This window comes from Microbacterium lushaniae (assembly GCF_008727775.1).
GTDB classification, from domain to species: Bacteria; Actinomycetota; Actinomycetes; order Actinomycetales; family Microbacteriaceae; genus Microbacterium; species Microbacterium lushaniae.
This window is the reverse complement of sequence record NZ_CP044232.1, coordinates 960,637-975,296: the sequence shown is the minus strand read 5'-3', so window position 1 is coordinate 975,296 and position 14,660 is coordinate 960,637. Positions and strand designations below refer to the sequence as shown.

The window sequence follows — 14,660 nt, the reverse complement described above, 5'->3', positions numbered from 1 at the left end:
GGCGGCGATGACCGAGCTTCGTGGCGTCGGCATCGGCCTGGGCGTGGCCCAGGGCCCGGTGGCGCGGATGGCCGAGCCCTTCCCTCCGCCCGAGGACGTCGACAGCACCCGGTCGGCCGAGGAAGAGGGCGCGCGCGTCCGCGACGCGGTGGCAGCGGTGGCCCGTGAGCTCGAGCAGCGCGGCGCGCAGGCGGGCGGCGCGGCACGCGACGTGCTCGAGGCGCAGGCCATGATGGCCGAAGACCCTGCCCTCCTCACCGAGGTGGACACCCGGGTGGGCGACGGCAAGACCGGCGAGCGGGCGGTGTGGGAGGCGTTCGCGTCGTTCCGCGACCAGCTCACCGCCCTCGGCGGCTACCTCGGCGAGCGCGCGGCCGATCTGGACGATGTCGCCCAGCGCGTCATCGCCCGCCTGCGTGGCGTCCCCGCCCCCGGGATCCCCGACCCCGGGCACCCCTTCGTGCTCGTCGCGAAAGACCTGGCACCGGCCGACACCGCACTGCTGAACCTCGACATGGTGCTCGCCCTGATCACCACCGAGGGCGGACCGACCTCGCACACCGCGATCCTCGCGCGGGAGAAGAACATCGTCGCCGTCGTGGGCGCCGCCGACGCGGGCTCCCTCACCGACGGCACGGTCGTGATCGTGGATGCCGCCGCCGGCGTCGTGACGGTCGCCCCCAGCCAGGACGAGCTCGACCGCGCCGAGAACCGCGCCGCCGCGCGGGCCTCGGCGGCCACCGCACCCGTCACCCCCGGCGCCCTGGCCGACGGCACCCCGGTGCCGCTTCTGGCCAACCTCGGCAAGCCCGAAGGCGCGGCCGAGGCGGTCGAGCTGGGCGCGGAAGGCGTGGGCCTGTTCCGCACCGAGTTCCTCTTCCTCAGCGCCAACGCGGCCCCCACCGTGGCCGAGCAGCGCGATGCGTACACGCGCCTGCTCTCGGCCTTCCCCGGCAAGAAGGTCGTCGTGCGCGTGCTGGATGCCGGCGCCGACAAGCCGCTGCCCTTCCTCAACGACTCCCACGAGGAGAACCCCGCGCTGGGCCTGCGGGGACTGCGCGCCCTGCGCGCGAGCGAGGACATCCTCCGCGAGCAGCTGACCGCACTGGCCGAAGCGGATGCGGCGACCCGGGCGACGCCGGAAGGACCGGCCGATCTGTGGGTCATGGCACCGATGGTCTCGACGGTCGAGGAGACGGAGTACTTCGTCGCCATGGCGCGGGAGTACGGCGTCAAGACCGCCGGCGTCATGGTCGAGGTGCCGTCCTCGGCGCTGCTGGCCGACCGCATCCTCGCCCACGCCGACTTCGCCTCCATCGGCACGAACGACCTCACCCAGTACACCCTCGCGGCCGACCGGCTGCTCGGCTCCGTCGCGGCGTTCCAGGATCCGTGGCATCCGGCCGTCCTGCGCCTGGTGCGCGAAGTCGGCGCCGCCGGCGCAGCCCTGGGCAAGCCCGTGGGTATCTGCGGCGAGGCGGCGGCGGATCCGCTCCTGGCCGTCGTCCTGGTGGGCCTGGGCGCGACCACGCTGTCGATGGCGCCCACGGCCCTGGCCGACGTGCGCGCGTCCCTGCTCTCCCACACCCTCGACGACGCCCGCCGCGTCGCCGAGGCCGCCTTGGCCGCAGACGGCGCGGCCTCCGCTCGCGAGGCGGCACGAGCCGCCTCCGCTTCACAGAAAGTGACACAGCCATGACAACGGCGTCCGCACCCGCGACGCGTTCCGGAGGCGGCGCCCGCGTCGCCGTCCAGCGCTTCGGCACGTTCCTCTCCGGCATGATCATGCCGCTGATTCCCGCGCTCATCGCGTGGGGCATCTTCACGGCCTTCTTCATCGAGAAGGGCTGGACGCCCAACGCCCAGCTCGCCACGATCGTGGGACCGTTCATCCACTACCTGCTGCCGATCCTGATCGCCTACCTCGGCGGTCACATCGTGTACGGCGTGCGCGGCGGCGTGGTCGGCTCCATCGCCACCTTCGGCGTCATCGCGGGGTCGGACTACCTGATCGCCCAGATCAACGAGACCCTCCCCGCCGACAACCAGCTCGGCGAGATCAACATGTTCATCGGAGCCATGATCATGGCCCCCATCGCCGCGTGGACGATGAAGCAGCTGGACAGGCTGTGGGACGGCAAGATCCGCGCGGGCTTCGAAATGCTCGTGAACATGTTCTCGGCCGGAATCTGGGGCTTCGCGATGGCGATCCTCGGCTTCTACCCGCTGGCCTGGCTCATCAACGGCCTGATGGACGTCCTCAGCGAGGCGGTGGGCTGGCTCGTGGAGACCAACCTCCTGCCCCTGACGAGCGTGCTCATCGAGCCGGCGAAGGTGTTCTTCCTCAACAACGCGATCAACCACGGCGTCCTCACGCCGCTGGGCATCGAGCAGGCGTCGCAGGACGGCTCCTCGATCCTGTTCCTCCTCGAGGCCAACCCCGGCCCCGGCGTCGGTCTGCTGCTGGCCTTCACGTTCTTCGGCATCGGCGCGGCACGCGCGTCGGCACCCGGAGCCGCGATCATCCAGTTCTTCGGCGGCATCCACGAGGTGTACTTCCCGTACGCGCTCATGAAGCCGGTGCTCATCGTCGCCCTCATCGCAGGCGGGGCCACCGGCGTCACCACCAACATGCTGCTGGGAGGTGCGCTGCGCGCCCCCGCGGCCCCCGGCAGCATCGTCGCGGTGATCGCACAGACCGCAAACGGGTCGTACTTCGCGGTCATCCTGTCGGTCGTGCTCTCGGCGGCGGTGACGTTCCTCATCGCGTCGGTGATCCTGCGCGCATCGCGCAAGCGCGACCTGCTGGCCGAGGGAGACCAGTTCTCCGAGGCGGTGTCCAAGACCGCCGCGAACAAGGGCAAGTCCTCCGCCGCCCTCGACGCGCTGCGCGCCTCGGACGGCAAGGACCGCGCGACCGTCCGCAGCGCCGAGGACGCCGTGGACCGCCTCGACACCGAGGAGCGCACCGGCGGGCAGCTCGACGGCGGTCGCGTCCTCGCCACCAAGCCGGTTCGCAACATCGTGTTCGCGTGCGACGCGGGCATGGGCTCGTCGGCGATGGGCGCGAGCGTCCTGCGCAACAAGATCAAGAAGGCCGGAGTGGCCGATGTCACGGTCGTCAACAAGGCGATCGCGAACCTCGACGACTCCGCCGACCTCGTGATCACGCAGAACCAGCTCACCGATCGCGCACGCCGGCAGAGCCCGGACGCGATCCACGTGTCGGTGGACAACTTCATGAACTCCCCGAAGTACGACGAGGTGGTCGAACTCGTGCGCGATCAGCACGACGAGTCCCACTGAGATGACCGCCGCGGGGCCGGGCCGGCGTGATGCCCCCGGCCCCACGGCCTTTCCGTCTGCGCTCCCGGCTGGGAGGGTGGGCACAGGACGATCAAGCGAAAGGCAGGACCATGACACGGGAAGTCCTCGGAATCGGGCAGGTGCGCATCCACTCCGGCAGCGCGACGCGCGAGGAGGCGATGAAGGAGGCCGCCGACATCCTCGAGGCCGCGGGCGCCGTCACCAGCGGCTACTTCGACGCCATGCAGCAGCGCGAGGAGACCGTCTCGACCTACATGGGCAACGAGCTGGCCATCCCCCACGGCACCAACGAGACCAAGCAGACCATCCTCGAGTCGGGACTGTCGGTCGTGCGCTACGACGGCGGCGTGGACTGGGGCGGCGAGCCGGTGACGTTCGTCGTCGGCATCGCCGGCAAGGGCGATGAGCACCTGGAGATCCTCTCCCAGATCGCGATCCTGTTCTCCGACGAGGACGAGGTCGAGCGGCTCAAGAACGCCCAGAGCCCCGAAGAGCTGTACACGGCACTCTCGGCGGTCAACCAGTGAGCATCGCCGTCCACTTCGGCGCCGGCAACATCGGGCGCGGATTCGTCGGGCTGCTGCTGCACCAGGGCGGTTACGAGCTCGTCTTCGCCGACGTGTCCGAGCCTCTCGTCGACGCCATCAACGCCGCATCCGAGTACACCGTCCACGAGGTGGGCGAGGGCGGCGTCGACACGGTCGTGACCGGCTTCCGCGCGATCAACAGCGCCACGGACGCACCGGCGCTGGTCGAGGCGATCGCCGGCGCCGACATCGTGACCACCGCCGTCGGACCCACGATCCTCCGGTTCGTCGCGCCGCACATCGTGGCAGGTCTGGGGCTCCGCGACCCCGCGGCGACGCCCTTGAAGGTCATGGCGTGCGAGAACGCGATCGGGGCCACCGACACCCTCCGGGAGGAGATGGCCACAGCGGCCGGCGACGCGTGGGACGCCGTCTCCGGACGCGCCGTGTTCGCCAACACGGCCGTTGACCGCATCGTCCCCGCCCAGGCTCCGGGCGGCGGCATCGACGTGACCGTCGAGCCGTTCTACGAGTGGGCGATCGAACGCGGCCCCTTCGGCGACGAGCCGCCCCGCATCCCCGGCGCACACTTCGTCGACGACCTCGCGCCCTACATCGAGCGCAAGCTGTTCACGGTCAACACCGGGCACGCCGCGACGGCGTACTTCGGCGCCGCCGCCGGCATCGAGCGGATCTCCGACGCCCTCGCCGACCCGGCCATCGCCGGCAGGGTCGACGCGGCCCTGCGGGAGACCTCCGAGCTGCTGATCCGCAAGCACGACCTCGATCCGGCCGCACAGCACGCGTATCGCGAGACGATCCTGCGGCGTTTCCGCAACCCTGCGCTCCCCGACACGGTGTGGCGCGTCGGCCGCCAGCCGCTGCGCAAGCTCTCCCGCCACGAGCGGTTCGTCGGGCCCGCCGCCGAGGCGATCGAACACGGGCTCCCCGTCGACGCCCTCGTGACGGCGATGGCGGCGGCGCTCACCTTCGACGACCCCGAAGACGCCCAGTCGGTGGATCTGCAGCGGATGCTGCGCGAGCTGCCGGCGGCGGAGTTCACCGAGGCCGTCACCGGCCTGGAGCCGCAGCATCCGCTGTTCCCCCGCGTCCAGCGCATCGTGGAGTCCCGGCAGGCCGAGATCGCTTCGTGACGGCAGGTGGTTCCCCACGGCCCGCCCGGCGCCGGCGGCGGCGCATCCTGGCGTGGACCCTGGGCGCCGTCGCGGGAGCTGTCGTGCTGGCCGTGGCGGGCGTGGTGATCTGGAGCCAGGTCGGGGTGTACCGCGCCGAGCCCGGCCCGGTGGAGGCCGTACGGGAGGACTCCGCGATCACGGTGACCGACGGCGCGGCCGGGATCGTGCTGACCCCGGCCGACGGCGGCAGCGGGGAGGGGCTCGTCTTCATCCCCGGCGCGAAGGTCGATCCGTGGGCGTACGCCCCGACCCTGGCCGGGGCGGTGGCCGAGGACGGTCTGACGGTGGTGATCACGCGTCCCTGGCTGGGCGTGGCGTTCTTCGATCTCCGGCCGCTGTCGACGTTCACCGGCCTCGCCCCGGACGTGTCGTCGTGGGCGGTGGGCGGCCATTCGCTGGGTGGGGTGCGCGCGTGTCAGCTGGCGACCGAGGCGAATGCCCTCGTGCTCTTCGCCTCGTACTGCGCGAACGACCTCGGCGACAGCGGCCTTCCCGTGGTGAGCGTCTCCGGCTCCGAGGACGGCCTCTCCACACCCGAGAAGATCGCCGACGCCGCCGGCGAGCTCCCCGCGGACGCCGTCTTCGTCGAGATCCCGGGCGCGTCGCATGCCTCGTTCGGCGCCTACGGTCCGCAGGACGGCGACGGCTCGCCCACCATCTCCGACGCGGCGATGGCCGCTGCCCTCACCGACGCCCTCGCCGACTTCCTCCCCGCCGGCTGACCGCCCCCACCCTCCGGGCCTCCCGCCTCCGGGCCTCCCGCCCGGCCGGCCCTGCGCCCCTTCCTCCTGCCCTCCGCCGCCCGCGCTCCGGCTGCACCTCGCGCTTGTACCTCCCGAACTCCTCAATCCCGGTCCCGATCGGCCCGAATCCGGCCCACCACGGCCCCTCCGGTCCCACCCATGAGGAGTTCGGCACACGGCCGCCCCCAGCGTCCTCCCATCCGCGCGCACCCTCCCCGCCGGCCGCACCCTCCCCGGCGACTGACCCTCCCCGCCCTCCGGTTCCCCCGCCTCCGCATCCGCACTTCCCGAACTCCTCAATCCCGGTCCCGATCGACCCGAATCCGGCCTACCGCGGCCCCTCCGACCCTGCCCTTGAGGAGTTCGGCACACGGCCACCCTTGTCCTCCCCTTCCCTCGCCTCCGATTCCCTCTCCCGCTCGTTCCCCTCTCCCTGCCCGCCGGGGCCGAACTCCTCAAATCCGCTCCCGGAGAGCCCGGATCTGGCCATTCCGAGTGAACTCCGACCCGATCTTGAGGAGTTCGGGAAGCGACGCCTCTCTCCTCCCCAGGCCGTGCCCGTGCGCCGCCATCCACGGGTGCGCGCCGGAACCCAGACGGGAGAGGGCCAGGGCGGTTCGCTGGGCGGATGACCACAGCGAATCCCGAAGTGGCGCCGATCTTCTCGGCGCGGTTCTGGCGCACAGCGGAGTTGCGGGCCGCGGGCTGGACCAAGGTACAGCTCCGCGCGATGATCGACGTCGGTCGTCTCACCCGCGTGCGCCGAGGACGCTACGCCCCCGGCGACCTCCCCGCCCCACTGCTGGATGCCGCTCGGCTCGGCGGGCGGGTGGACTGCGTCACTCTGCTCGCCCTCCTCGACGTGTTCGTCGGTTCCTTCGCGGCAATGCATGTGCAGTTCGACAACGGCGCGAGCCGCCTCCCGCGTCGCCCTCTCGAGACCGTGCCGCACTGGCGTGCCACCACTCGCCCACTCCACACCCTCGCCGCCGACATCATCGAGGCCCTCGCGCAGGCCGTGCGGTGCCAGGCTCCCCGGGATGCCGTCGCCACGCTCGACTCCGCATGGCATCTCGGCCTCGTGGATGAGGCCGACATCGGCGAAATCTTCGCGCGCCTGCCCCTTCGGTACCGGGCCCTTCGCGGTCTCCTGGACAGCCGGAGCGAATCCGGCCCAGAGACCCTCGTGCGTCTCCTCCTCAGGGCGCTCGGATGCCACGTCGACGTGCAGGTGCACATCCCCACCGTCGGCCGGGTCGATCTGCTGATCGACGGCTGGCTCATCGTGGAGTGCGACAGTCGCGCCCACCACGAGGGGTGGGATGCGCAACGGCGCGATCGCCGTCGCGACCTGGCTGCGGCGGCCCTCGGTTACACCACGGTGCGCCCCGTCGCCGAGGACATCCTGTATCGGTACGAGGACGTCCTCACCGCGATGAAGGCCGTCATCGCCACTCGGGACGCCTCCGGCTTTTCCGAACTCCTCAAAACCGCGAGCTCAGGCGGCAGAAACCGGCCGAACCGGCGGCGGAAGCGGCGGGATTGAGGAGTTCGGGCAGCGCAAGGTGGGGCGGCGTGCGCGCGCCCGAGCCGGACGGGGTGCACCGAAGCCGCGGTCGGCCGCCGGAATCAACGGCCCGAACTCCTCAAAACCGCGAGCTCAGGCGGCAGAAACCGGCCGACCCGGCGGCGGAAGCGGCGGGATTGAGGAGTTCGGGCCGCGCATGGTGGGGCGGCGCGAGGTTGCCAGCCGCTCAAGGTGGGCTGGCCCACGCGGGAGGCAGACCCGCGCAAGGTGGGCCGACCCGCGCAAGGCGGGCCGACCCGCGCGGGATAGGGAGCCCGGCAGGCCGCCCTCACCGGCCCCGGGATCAGCGACGGCGGGCGAAGGCGTCGGAGATGATGTCGATCAGCTCCTCACGCTCCTCGATCGGCAGGAACGATGCGGCCGCGGCGTTCAGCTGGAACGCCTCGACGTCGTCCAGGCCGTAGTCGAAGGCCTCCGCGAGCAGCGCGAGCTCGCGCGTGAGCGACGTGCGGCTCATGGTGCGGTTGTCGACGTTGACCGTCACGGCGAAGCCGAGCTGGTACAGCAGATCGAACGGATGGTCCTCCAGCCCCGTGCCCCACGCCGCGACGGCGCCGGTATGCAGGTTCGACGACGGCGACAGCTCCAGCGCGATCTCACGGTCGCGCACCCACCGCGCGAGCTCGCCGAGGTGCACGCGCACCTCGTCGCCCTCCCGGTCGATGACGTCGAGGTCCTCCGCGATGCGCACGCCGTGCCCGAGCCGCAGGGCTCGTCCGTCCAGCAGCGCCGAACGGATGCTGTCGAGCCCGGCACCTTCGCCGGCGTGCACCGTCACGGGGAAGAACTCCTCCGCGAGGTAGTCGAACGCCGCGCGGTGGCGGGCGGGGAGGAACCCCTCCTCGGGTCCGGCGATGTCGAACCCGACGACGCCGCGATCGCGCCAGTCCACCGCGAGCCGTGCGATCTCCAGCGACCGGTCGGTGTGCCGCATCGCGGTGAGCAGCTGGCTCACGCGGATGTCGCGGCCGGAGTCCTGCGCGGCGTCCTCGCCCTCCTCGAGCCCCTCCTCCACGGCCTCGACGGCCTCCTCGAGCGTCAGCCCGCCGGCCACGTGCTGCTCGGGCGCCCATCGCACCTCGCCGTAGACGACGCCGTCGGCGGCGAGGTCTTCGACGAACTCCCGGGCGACGCGCGTGAGCGCCGCGCGGCTCTGGGTGACCCCGACGGTCACCGCGAAGGTCTTCAGGTACTCCTCCAGCGAGCCCGACTCGCCCTGGTCGGCAAACCAGTCGGCGAGGCCGTCGGCGTCGGATGCGGGCAGGTCTATGCCCGCGGCGTCGGCGAGGTCGAGCACGGTGCCGGGGCGCAGGCCGCCGTCGAGGTGGTCGTGCAGCGACACCTTGGGCAGCGCGCGCAGCGACCGTCCTTGGATGCGGGTGTCGCCGTCGGGGTCGATAGCCATGGGTTCCTCCGGGGGACGGTGGTCAAGCGGTGATGCGTTCGCGGACGCGGGGTGCGGGGTCGAGGGGTTCGTCGCCGATCGTCCACGCACCGGTGAGCGCGTCCAGGGCGCGGCCGAAGCGCGCGCCGTCGTCGGCGAGCAGCGTGAACAGGGGCTGCCCGGGGGTCACGGTCTCGCCCGGCTGGACGTGCAGGTCGATGCCGGCCGCGTGGACGACCGGGTCCTGAGGGCGGGCTCGCCCGGCACCCAGCCGCCACGCGGCGATGCCGAACGGGAGCGCCTCGATGCCGGTCACGACCCCGCCCCGCTCTGCGGTGACGGTGTGGGTCTCGCGCGGCTGCGGCAGGGCGGCATCAGGGTCGCCGTCCTGGGCTCGGATCATGCGGCGCCACACGTCCATCGCCCGCCCGTCGGCCAGCGCCTTCTCGACGTCGGCGTCGGGGCGACCGGCCAGCGCCAGCATCTCGCGCGCCAGGGCCACCGTCAGCTCCACGACGTCGGCGGGCCCGCCGCCGGCGAGCACCTCGACCGATTCGCGCACCTCGTTGGCGTTGCCGATCGCACGGCCCAGGGGCGTGCTCATATCCGTCAGCAGGGCCGTCGTGGCGACGCCCGAGTCGGTGCCCAGGGCCACCATCGTGCGGGCGAGCTCCCGCGCGCGGTCGAGGTCCTGGATGAAGGCGCCGGAGCCGAACTTCACATCCAGCACGAGCGCGTCGGTGCCCTCGGCGATCTTCTTCGACATGATGCTCGAGGCGATGAGCGGAATGGCCTCGACGGTGCCGGTGACATCCCGCAGCGCGTAGAGCTTCTTATCGGCGGGGGCAAGGCCCGACCCGGCGGCGCAGATCACGGCGCCCACGTCGGCCAGCTGCGCGAGGATCTCGTCGTTGGACAGCGCGGCGCGCCATCCCGGGATCGACTCCAGCTTGTCCAGGGTCCCGCCGGTGTGCCCGAGCCCGCGCCCGGACAGCTGCGGCACCGCCACGCCGAAGCTGGCCACCAGCGGGGCCAGGGGCAGGGTGATCTTGTCGCCGACGCCGCCGGTGGAGTGCTTGTCGACGGTGGGCTTGCCGAGGGAAGAGAAGTCCATCCGCTCCCCCGAGGCGATCATCGCCTCCGTCATCACGCGGATCTCGTCGCGGTCCATGCCGTTCAGCAGCACGGCCATCGTGAACGCCGACATCTGCGGGTCGGTGACGTACCCGCGGGTGTAGGCGTCGATCATCCAGCGCAGCGCGGGCTCGGGCACCGCAGCGCCGTCGCGCTTGGCCCGGATGACATCGATGGCGTCGTGCGGTTCCACCGCGGCGGATGCTGCCGGGTCGGTCATCTCGCGGCGTCCTCGCCCCGGGTCTGGCGGACGTCGAGGTCGCGCGGTCCGAACGCGTCGGGCAGCACCTCGTCGATCGTGCGGATGCCCGACACCGTCTCCAGCAGCATCCCCGGGATCGCATGCTCGAACAGCAGCTGCCGGCACCGGCCGCACGGCATGATGGTCTGTCCCTCGCCGTTGACGCACACGAACGCCACCAGCTGACCGCCGCCGGACATGTGCAGGTCGGAGACCAGCCCGCACTCGGCGCACAGGCCCACGCCGTACGAGGCGTTCTCCACGTTGCAGCCCGAGACGATCCGCCCGTCGCTGACGAGCGCGGCAGCGCCGACCCTGTACCGCGAGTAGGGCGCGTAGGCCCGCTGCATGGCGTCGGTGGCGGCCGAACGCAGCTCGTCCCAGTGGATGTCGGTCACGTCACTCCTTGATGTACGGTTTGCCGGCGGCCCTGGGGCCGATGACCCGGCCGGCCACGATCGCCACGGCCACGATGGTCACCACGTACGGCACCATCTCGATGATGTCGGTGGGGACCTGCGACCCCGCCTGTCCTGCCCAGATCCGGAAGTTGCTGGCGAACCCGAACAGCAGCGCGGCGATCGCGGCGCCCCACGGGTTCCATCGCCCGAGGATGACCGCTGCCAGCGCGATGAATCCCTGCCCCGCGCTCATCTCGCGGACGAACGCGCCCACGGAACCGATCGTCAAGGTGGCGCCGCCGAGGCCCGCGACCAGGCCCGCCACCGTCACCGTCCAGAAGCGCCAGCGGTTGACGTTGATGCCCACCGTGTCCGCCGCCAGCGGGTGCTCCCCGAGGGCGCGGATGCGCAGACCCCACGTGGTGCGGAAGAGCACGAACCACGCCAGCGGCACGAGCAGGAACATGATGTAGGTCGTCAGGCGCTGCTCGAACAGCACGGGCCCCACGACGGGGATGTCGGACAGGAGCGGGATGGCGATGCGCGGCAGCGTGCCGGGGTCGTTCAGTGTGGCGGAGTTGGGTGAGAGCACCGCGGAGTAGAGGAAGTTCGTCACGGCGGTGACCAGGCCGATGAGCACGACGCCGACGACCACCTGGTCGACGAGGTAGCTGATCGCGAACCACGCGAGCACCATCGCGATGAGGGCGCCGGAGATCATCGCCGCCGCCAGCGCCAGGATCTGGTTGCCGGTGGCGGAGGCCACCATGGCAGCAGTGCAGGCGCCGGCCAGCAGCTGTCCCTCGATCGCGATGTTCACGATGCCGACGCGTTCGCCGATGACGCCGGCGATCGCTCCGAACACGAGAGGTGTGGACAGGGCGATCGCGCCGGTGAGGAGGAAGATCACGGGCACCGAGCCGCCGGCCCCCACCCACGACACGAGCGCGACCAGGAACGCCAGGCCGACGAGGAGGGTCACCCACACGGGCACGCGTCTGCGGCCCGCCGCCAACCAGAACGCGAAGGCCGCCGCGGCGACGGCCAGCACGCCTGCCACGAGGCCCACCGCCCGTGCCGACACGACGAAGGGGTTCAGCTGCACGGCGTCGCCGCGCCGGGACCACGTGAACGAGACCGACTCGTCGGTTCCGAGGATGCCGAGGAGCACCAGCGTGATCAGGGCGAGGGCGCCGAGGAGGACCGGTGTGCGCCACGTGCGCGGCGCGAGAGTCGGCGCGTGCGCCTGGGTGGGGGCGGCGGGAGCGGTCGTGGTCATTGTCCCGGCTCCTTGGCTTCGAGCTGAGGTTTCCGGCCGGTGTTCAGCTCGGTGACCTCGCGGGGCACCGGCAGGAACCGGAAGATCGCCCGCACGAGCGGCGGGGCGGCGATGAACAGCACGATGAGCCCCTGGATGACCCCGAGGATCTCGGGAGCCACATCGGCCAGCTGCATCGTGGGTCCCGCCGCCCGCAGCATCCCGAACAGGATTCCGGCCAACAGCACGCCGCCGGCACGGGAGCCGCCCAGCAGCGCCACGGTGATGGCGTCGAAGCCGATGCCCGCGTCGATGGTCGGGCCGAAGTTGCCGTCGCGACCGAGGGCCTGGTTGAGCCCTGCCACCCCGATGAACATGCCCGACAGCACCATCGCGACGATGTACATGCGCTTGACGTCGACGCCGGCGGTGCGGGCAGCGTCGGGGTTCAGCCCCACCATCCGCAGCCGGAAGCCCAGCGACGAGCGCTCCATGAGCCACCAGAACACGCCCACGGCCACGATGCACAGCACGAAGCTCCACCGCAGGTCGAACTCCGCGAAGATCCGCGGGAAGACGGCGGTGGGGTCGGGCGGCCGGGTCGTGGGGTTGTTGCCGGAGTCCATGTCGTGCAGCACCGGGGTGCGCATCAGGAACGTCGCCAGCGACACCGCGATGTAGTTCATCATGATCGTCACGATGACCTCGTGCGCCCCGGTGGCGGCTTTGAGGAAGCCGGCGATGCCGGCCCAGATCGCAGCTCCCACGAGCCCGAACAGGATCGCCACGACCAGGTGCAGGCCGTAGGGCAGGTGCAGCTGGAACGACGCCCACGCCGCCCAGATCGCGGCGATGACCATCTGGCCCTGGCCGCCGATGTTGAACAGGCCCGCGCGGAAGGTCAGCGCCACACCCAGGCCCGCCGCGATGAGCGGGCCGGCGAAGCGCAGCGACTCCAGCAGCGGACGGATCGCCGACTCCGCAGTGGTCGCCGTGTAGTTGTAGATCGACCCGCGGAACAGCGCCGCGTACGCGTCGCCGATCGCCTGACCGGCGGCCTGGAGGAAGTCGGTGGGCCGGGAGAAGAAGTACGGCAGTGTGCGGGCGACATCCGCGTTGGTGGCGACGATGAGAACCGAGGCGACGACGAGGGACAGCACGATCGCCGCGACCGTGCGGACGATCCCGCCGGAGGCGATGTCGTGCAGCACGTCGCCCAGGGACGGGCGGGTGCGCGGCGGCGGCTCGGTCGCCGCCGGATCCGTCTGCGCCTGGCTCATTCGTGCACTCCTGCCATGAGGCGGCCGAGGCGCTCACGCGGCGCGTCGGCGGGGACGATGTCGATGATCGCGCCGCGGTACATCACGGCGATCCGGTCGGCGAGGGCGACCACCTCGTCCAGCTCGGTGGAGATGATCAGCACGGGGATGCCCGAGTCGCGGATCTGCACGATGCGTTCGTGGATGAACTCGATGGACCCCACGTCCACGCCGCGCGTGGGCTGGGAGGCCACGAAGAGCTTGAGGTCGCGCCCCAGTTCTCGGGCCAGCACCACCTTCTGCTGGTTACCGCCGGACAGGCGCCCGACCAGGACATCGCGGTGCGGCGTGCGGATGTCGAATTCGGCGATCGCCTCGTCGGCGAACCGGTCGCGGTGGTCGAAGTCGATGGCGGGGCCCTTCGTGAAGGGGCCGGCGAAGGAGCGGTCGAGCATGAGGTTCTCCGCCACCGTGAACTCGGCGACGAGCCCGTCGACCTTGCGGTCCTCCGGGACGAACCCCACTCCGCTGTCCAGCACGTGACGCACGTGCGCGGAGGAGAGCTCCTCGCCGTCGAGGCGGATGCTGCCCTGCACCCGGTCCCGCAGGCCCACGAGGGCTTCGGTGAGCTCGGTCTGGCCGTTGCCCTGCACGCCCGCCACGGCCAGCACTTCGCCGGCGCGGATCGTGAACGACACGTCGTCGAGCAGGCGCTCGCCGGCGGGGCCGAAGACCGTGAGGTTCTCCACCACGAGCGCCTCGGCACCCAGCCGCGGCGGGTCCTTGTGCACGGTCAGCTCGACGGCCCGTCCCACCATGAGGGCGGCCAGCTCGTCGTTGGTGGCGGTGGGGGATGCTTCGCCCACCACGCGGCCGAGCCGGATGACGGTGATCGTGTCGGCGACGGCGCGCACTTCGCGGAGCTTGTGGGTGATGAAGACGATGGAGGTGCCGCCGTCGGCGAGGCGGCGCATCGTCGCCATCAGCTCGTCGGTCTCCTGCGGCGTGAGGACGGCGGTGGGTTCGTCCAGGACGAGGACGCGGGCATCGCGGGCGAGCGCCTTGATGATCTCCACGCGCTGCTGAGCGCCCACGGGCAGGTCGCCGACGACCGCATCCGGGTCGATGTCGAACCCGAACCGATCGGAGATCTCCCGCACGAGCGAGCGCGCCGCCGGGAGGTCCAGGACGCCGCCGCGGCTGGGCTCATGCCCGAGGATCACGTTCTCGGCGACGGTGAAGACGGGGATCAGCATGAAGTGCTGATGCACCATCCCGATTCCGGCGGCCATGGCCTGGCCGGGTCCGGAGAAGTGCTGCGGGACATCGTCCAGCAGGATCTCGCCCTCATCGGGCTGATACAGCCCGAACAGCACATTCATGAGGGTCGATTTGCCGGCGCCGTTCTCCCCCAGCAGGGCGTGGATCTGCCCCGACTCGACGGTGAGGTCGACGGCGTCGTTGGCCACGAGCGGTCCGAACCGCTTCGTGATCCCGCGGAGCTCGAGTTTCATGGTGCGACCCATCCTGCCGGAAGCGGCGTGAAACGGCACACGCCGAGGCGGACTCTGCCGCCCCGGCGTGTGCCCGGGTGTGACGAAG

The 14,660-nt window shown here is 71.5% G+C and carries 12 protein-coding genes; 6 read left to right on the top strand and 6 right to left on the bottom strand.

From position 1 onward, the window contains the following. Window positions 1-7: 7 nt before the first annotated feature. The 6 genes from ptsP (at window position 8) to F6J85_RS04450 (ending at window position 7,339) form a co-directional block, all read left to right on the top strand. Window positions 8-1,699, top strand: a complete 1,692-nt coding sequence (gene ptsP, locus F6J85_RS04475) for a phosphoenolpyruvate--protein phosphotransferase (RefSeq protein ID WP_150924006.1) — start codon at window positions 8-10, stop codon at window positions 1,697-1,699. Continuing rightward, on the top strand, window positions 1,696-3,306 hold the full coding sequence (locus F6J85_RS04470; RefSeq protein ID WP_191906752.1) for a PTS mannitol transporter subunit IIBC: 1,611 nt from the start codon (window positions 1,696-1,698) through the stop codon (window positions 3,304-3,306). Before ptsP ends, F6J85_RS04470 begins: the two co-directional genes overlap by 4 nt. Window positions 3,307-3,416: 110 nt before the next feature. Next, entirely contained in the window at window positions 3,417-3,854 is a 438-nt protein-coding gene (locus F6J85_RS04465; protein ID WP_150922078.1) for a PTS mannitol transporter subunit IIA, read from the top strand. A 2-nt stretch (window positions 3,855-3,856) separates the two neighbouring features. Next, window positions 3,857-5,008, top strand: a complete 1,152-nt coding sequence (locus tag F6J85_RS04460; protein WP_420846150.1) for a mannitol-1-phosphate 5-dehydrogenase — start codon at window positions 3,857-3,859, stop codon at window positions 5,006-5,008. Beyond that, window positions 5,005-5,772, top strand: a complete 768-nt coding sequence (locus tag F6J85_RS04455) for an alpha/beta hydrolase (RefSeq protein WP_150924004.1) — start codon at window positions 5,005-5,007, stop codon at window positions 5,770-5,772. The genes F6J85_RS04460 and F6J85_RS04455 overlap by 4 nt, the downstream gene beginning before the upstream one ends. Before the next feature lie 649 nt (window positions 5,773-6,421). After that, window positions 6,422-7,339 carry a type IV toxin-antitoxin system AbiEi family antitoxin domain-containing protein gene (locus F6J85_RS04450; RefSeq protein WP_150924003.1) on the top strand — a complete coding sequence of 306 codons (918 nt, stop codon included), beginning with the start codon at window positions 6,422-6,424 and terminating at the stop codon, window positions 7,337-7,339. A gap of 325 nt (window positions 7,340-7,664) precedes the next feature. On the opposite strand, the gene F6J85_RS04445 is transcribed toward F6J85_RS04450, so the two are convergent. From F6J85_RS04445 to F6J85_RS04420, 6 genes are read right to left on the bottom strand one after another with little or no spacing between them, the layout of a single operon-like run. Then, complete coding sequence (locus F6J85_RS04445; RefSeq protein WP_150924002.1) at window positions 7,665-8,786, bottom strand: adenosine deaminase; 1,122 nt, start codon at window positions 8,784-8,786, stop codon at window positions 7,665-7,667. 22 nt (window positions 8,787-8,808) lie between these two features. Continuing rightward, window positions 8,809-10,119 carry a thymidine phosphorylase gene (locus tag F6J85_RS04440; RefSeq protein WP_150924001.1) on the bottom strand — a complete coding sequence of 437 codons (1,311 nt, stop codon included), beginning with the start codon at window positions 10,117-10,119 and terminating at the stop codon, window positions 8,809-8,811. Beyond that, the gene (locus F6J85_RS04435; protein ID WP_150924000.1) at window positions 10,116-10,538 is read right to left on the bottom strand and encodes a cytidine deaminase; all 423 of its coding nucleotides are present in this window, start codon (window positions 10,536-10,538) and stop codon (window positions 10,116-10,118) included. The genes F6J85_RS04440 and F6J85_RS04435 overlap by 4 nt, the downstream gene beginning before the upstream one ends. Window position 10,539: 1 nt before the next feature. Further along, the gene (locus tag F6J85_RS04430) at window positions 10,540-11,820 is read right to left on the bottom strand and encodes an ABC transporter permease (protein WP_150923999.1); all 1,281 of its coding nucleotides are present in this window, start codon (window positions 11,818-11,820) and stop codon (window positions 10,540-10,542) included. Beyond that, entirely contained in the window at window positions 11,817-13,079 is a 1,263-nt protein-coding gene (locus F6J85_RS04425; RefSeq protein ID WP_150920066.1) for an ABC transporter permease, read from the bottom strand. Before F6J85_RS04425 ends, F6J85_RS04430 begins: the two co-directional genes overlap by 4 nt. Then, entirely contained in the window at window positions 13,076-14,572 is a 1,497-nt protein-coding gene (locus F6J85_RS04420; RefSeq protein ID WP_150923998.1) for an ABC transporter ATP-binding protein, read from the bottom strand. Before F6J85_RS04420 ends, F6J85_RS04425 begins: the two co-directional genes overlap by 4 nt. Window positions 14,573-14,660 lie beyond the last annotated feature (88 nt).

Excerpts from the sequence above, each read along its gene's own strand:
- ptsP (WP_150924006.1), top strand. The coding sequence starts at position 8 with ATGACCGAGCTTCGTGGCGTCGGCATCGGCCTGGGCGTGGCCCAGGGC.
- F6J85_RS04470 (WP_191906752.1), top strand. The coding sequence starts at position 1,696 with ATGACAACGGCGTCCGCACCCGCGACGCGTTCCGGAGGCGGCGCCCGC.
- F6J85_RS04465 (WP_150922078.1), top strand. The coding sequence starts at position 3,417 with ATGACACGGGAAGTCCTCGGAATCGGGCAGGTGCGCATCCACTCCGGC.
- F6J85_RS04450 (WP_150924003.1), top strand. The coding sequence starts at position 6,422 with ATGACCACAGCGAATCCCGAAGTGGCGCCGATCTTCTCGGCGCGGTTC.
- F6J85_RS04445 (WP_150924002.1), bottom strand. The coding sequence starts at position 8,786 with ATGGCTATCGACCCCGACGGCGACACCCGCATCCAAGGACGGTCGCTG.
- F6J85_RS04440 (WP_150924001.1), bottom strand. The coding sequence starts at position 10,119 with ATGACCGACCCGGCAGCATCCGCCGCGGTGGAACCGCACGACGCCATC.
- F6J85_RS04430 (WP_150923999.1), bottom strand. The coding sequence starts at position 11,820 with ATGACCACGACCGCTCCCGCCGCCCCCACCCAGGCGCACGCGCCGACT.
- F6J85_RS04425 (WP_150920066.1), bottom strand. The coding sequence starts at position 13,079 with ATGAGCCAGGCGCAGACGGATCCGGCGGCGACCGAGCCGCCGCCGCGC.
- F6J85_RS04420 (WP_150923998.1), bottom strand. The coding sequence starts at position 14,572 with ATGAAACTCGAGCTCCGCGGGATCACGAAGCGGTTCGGACCGCTCGTG.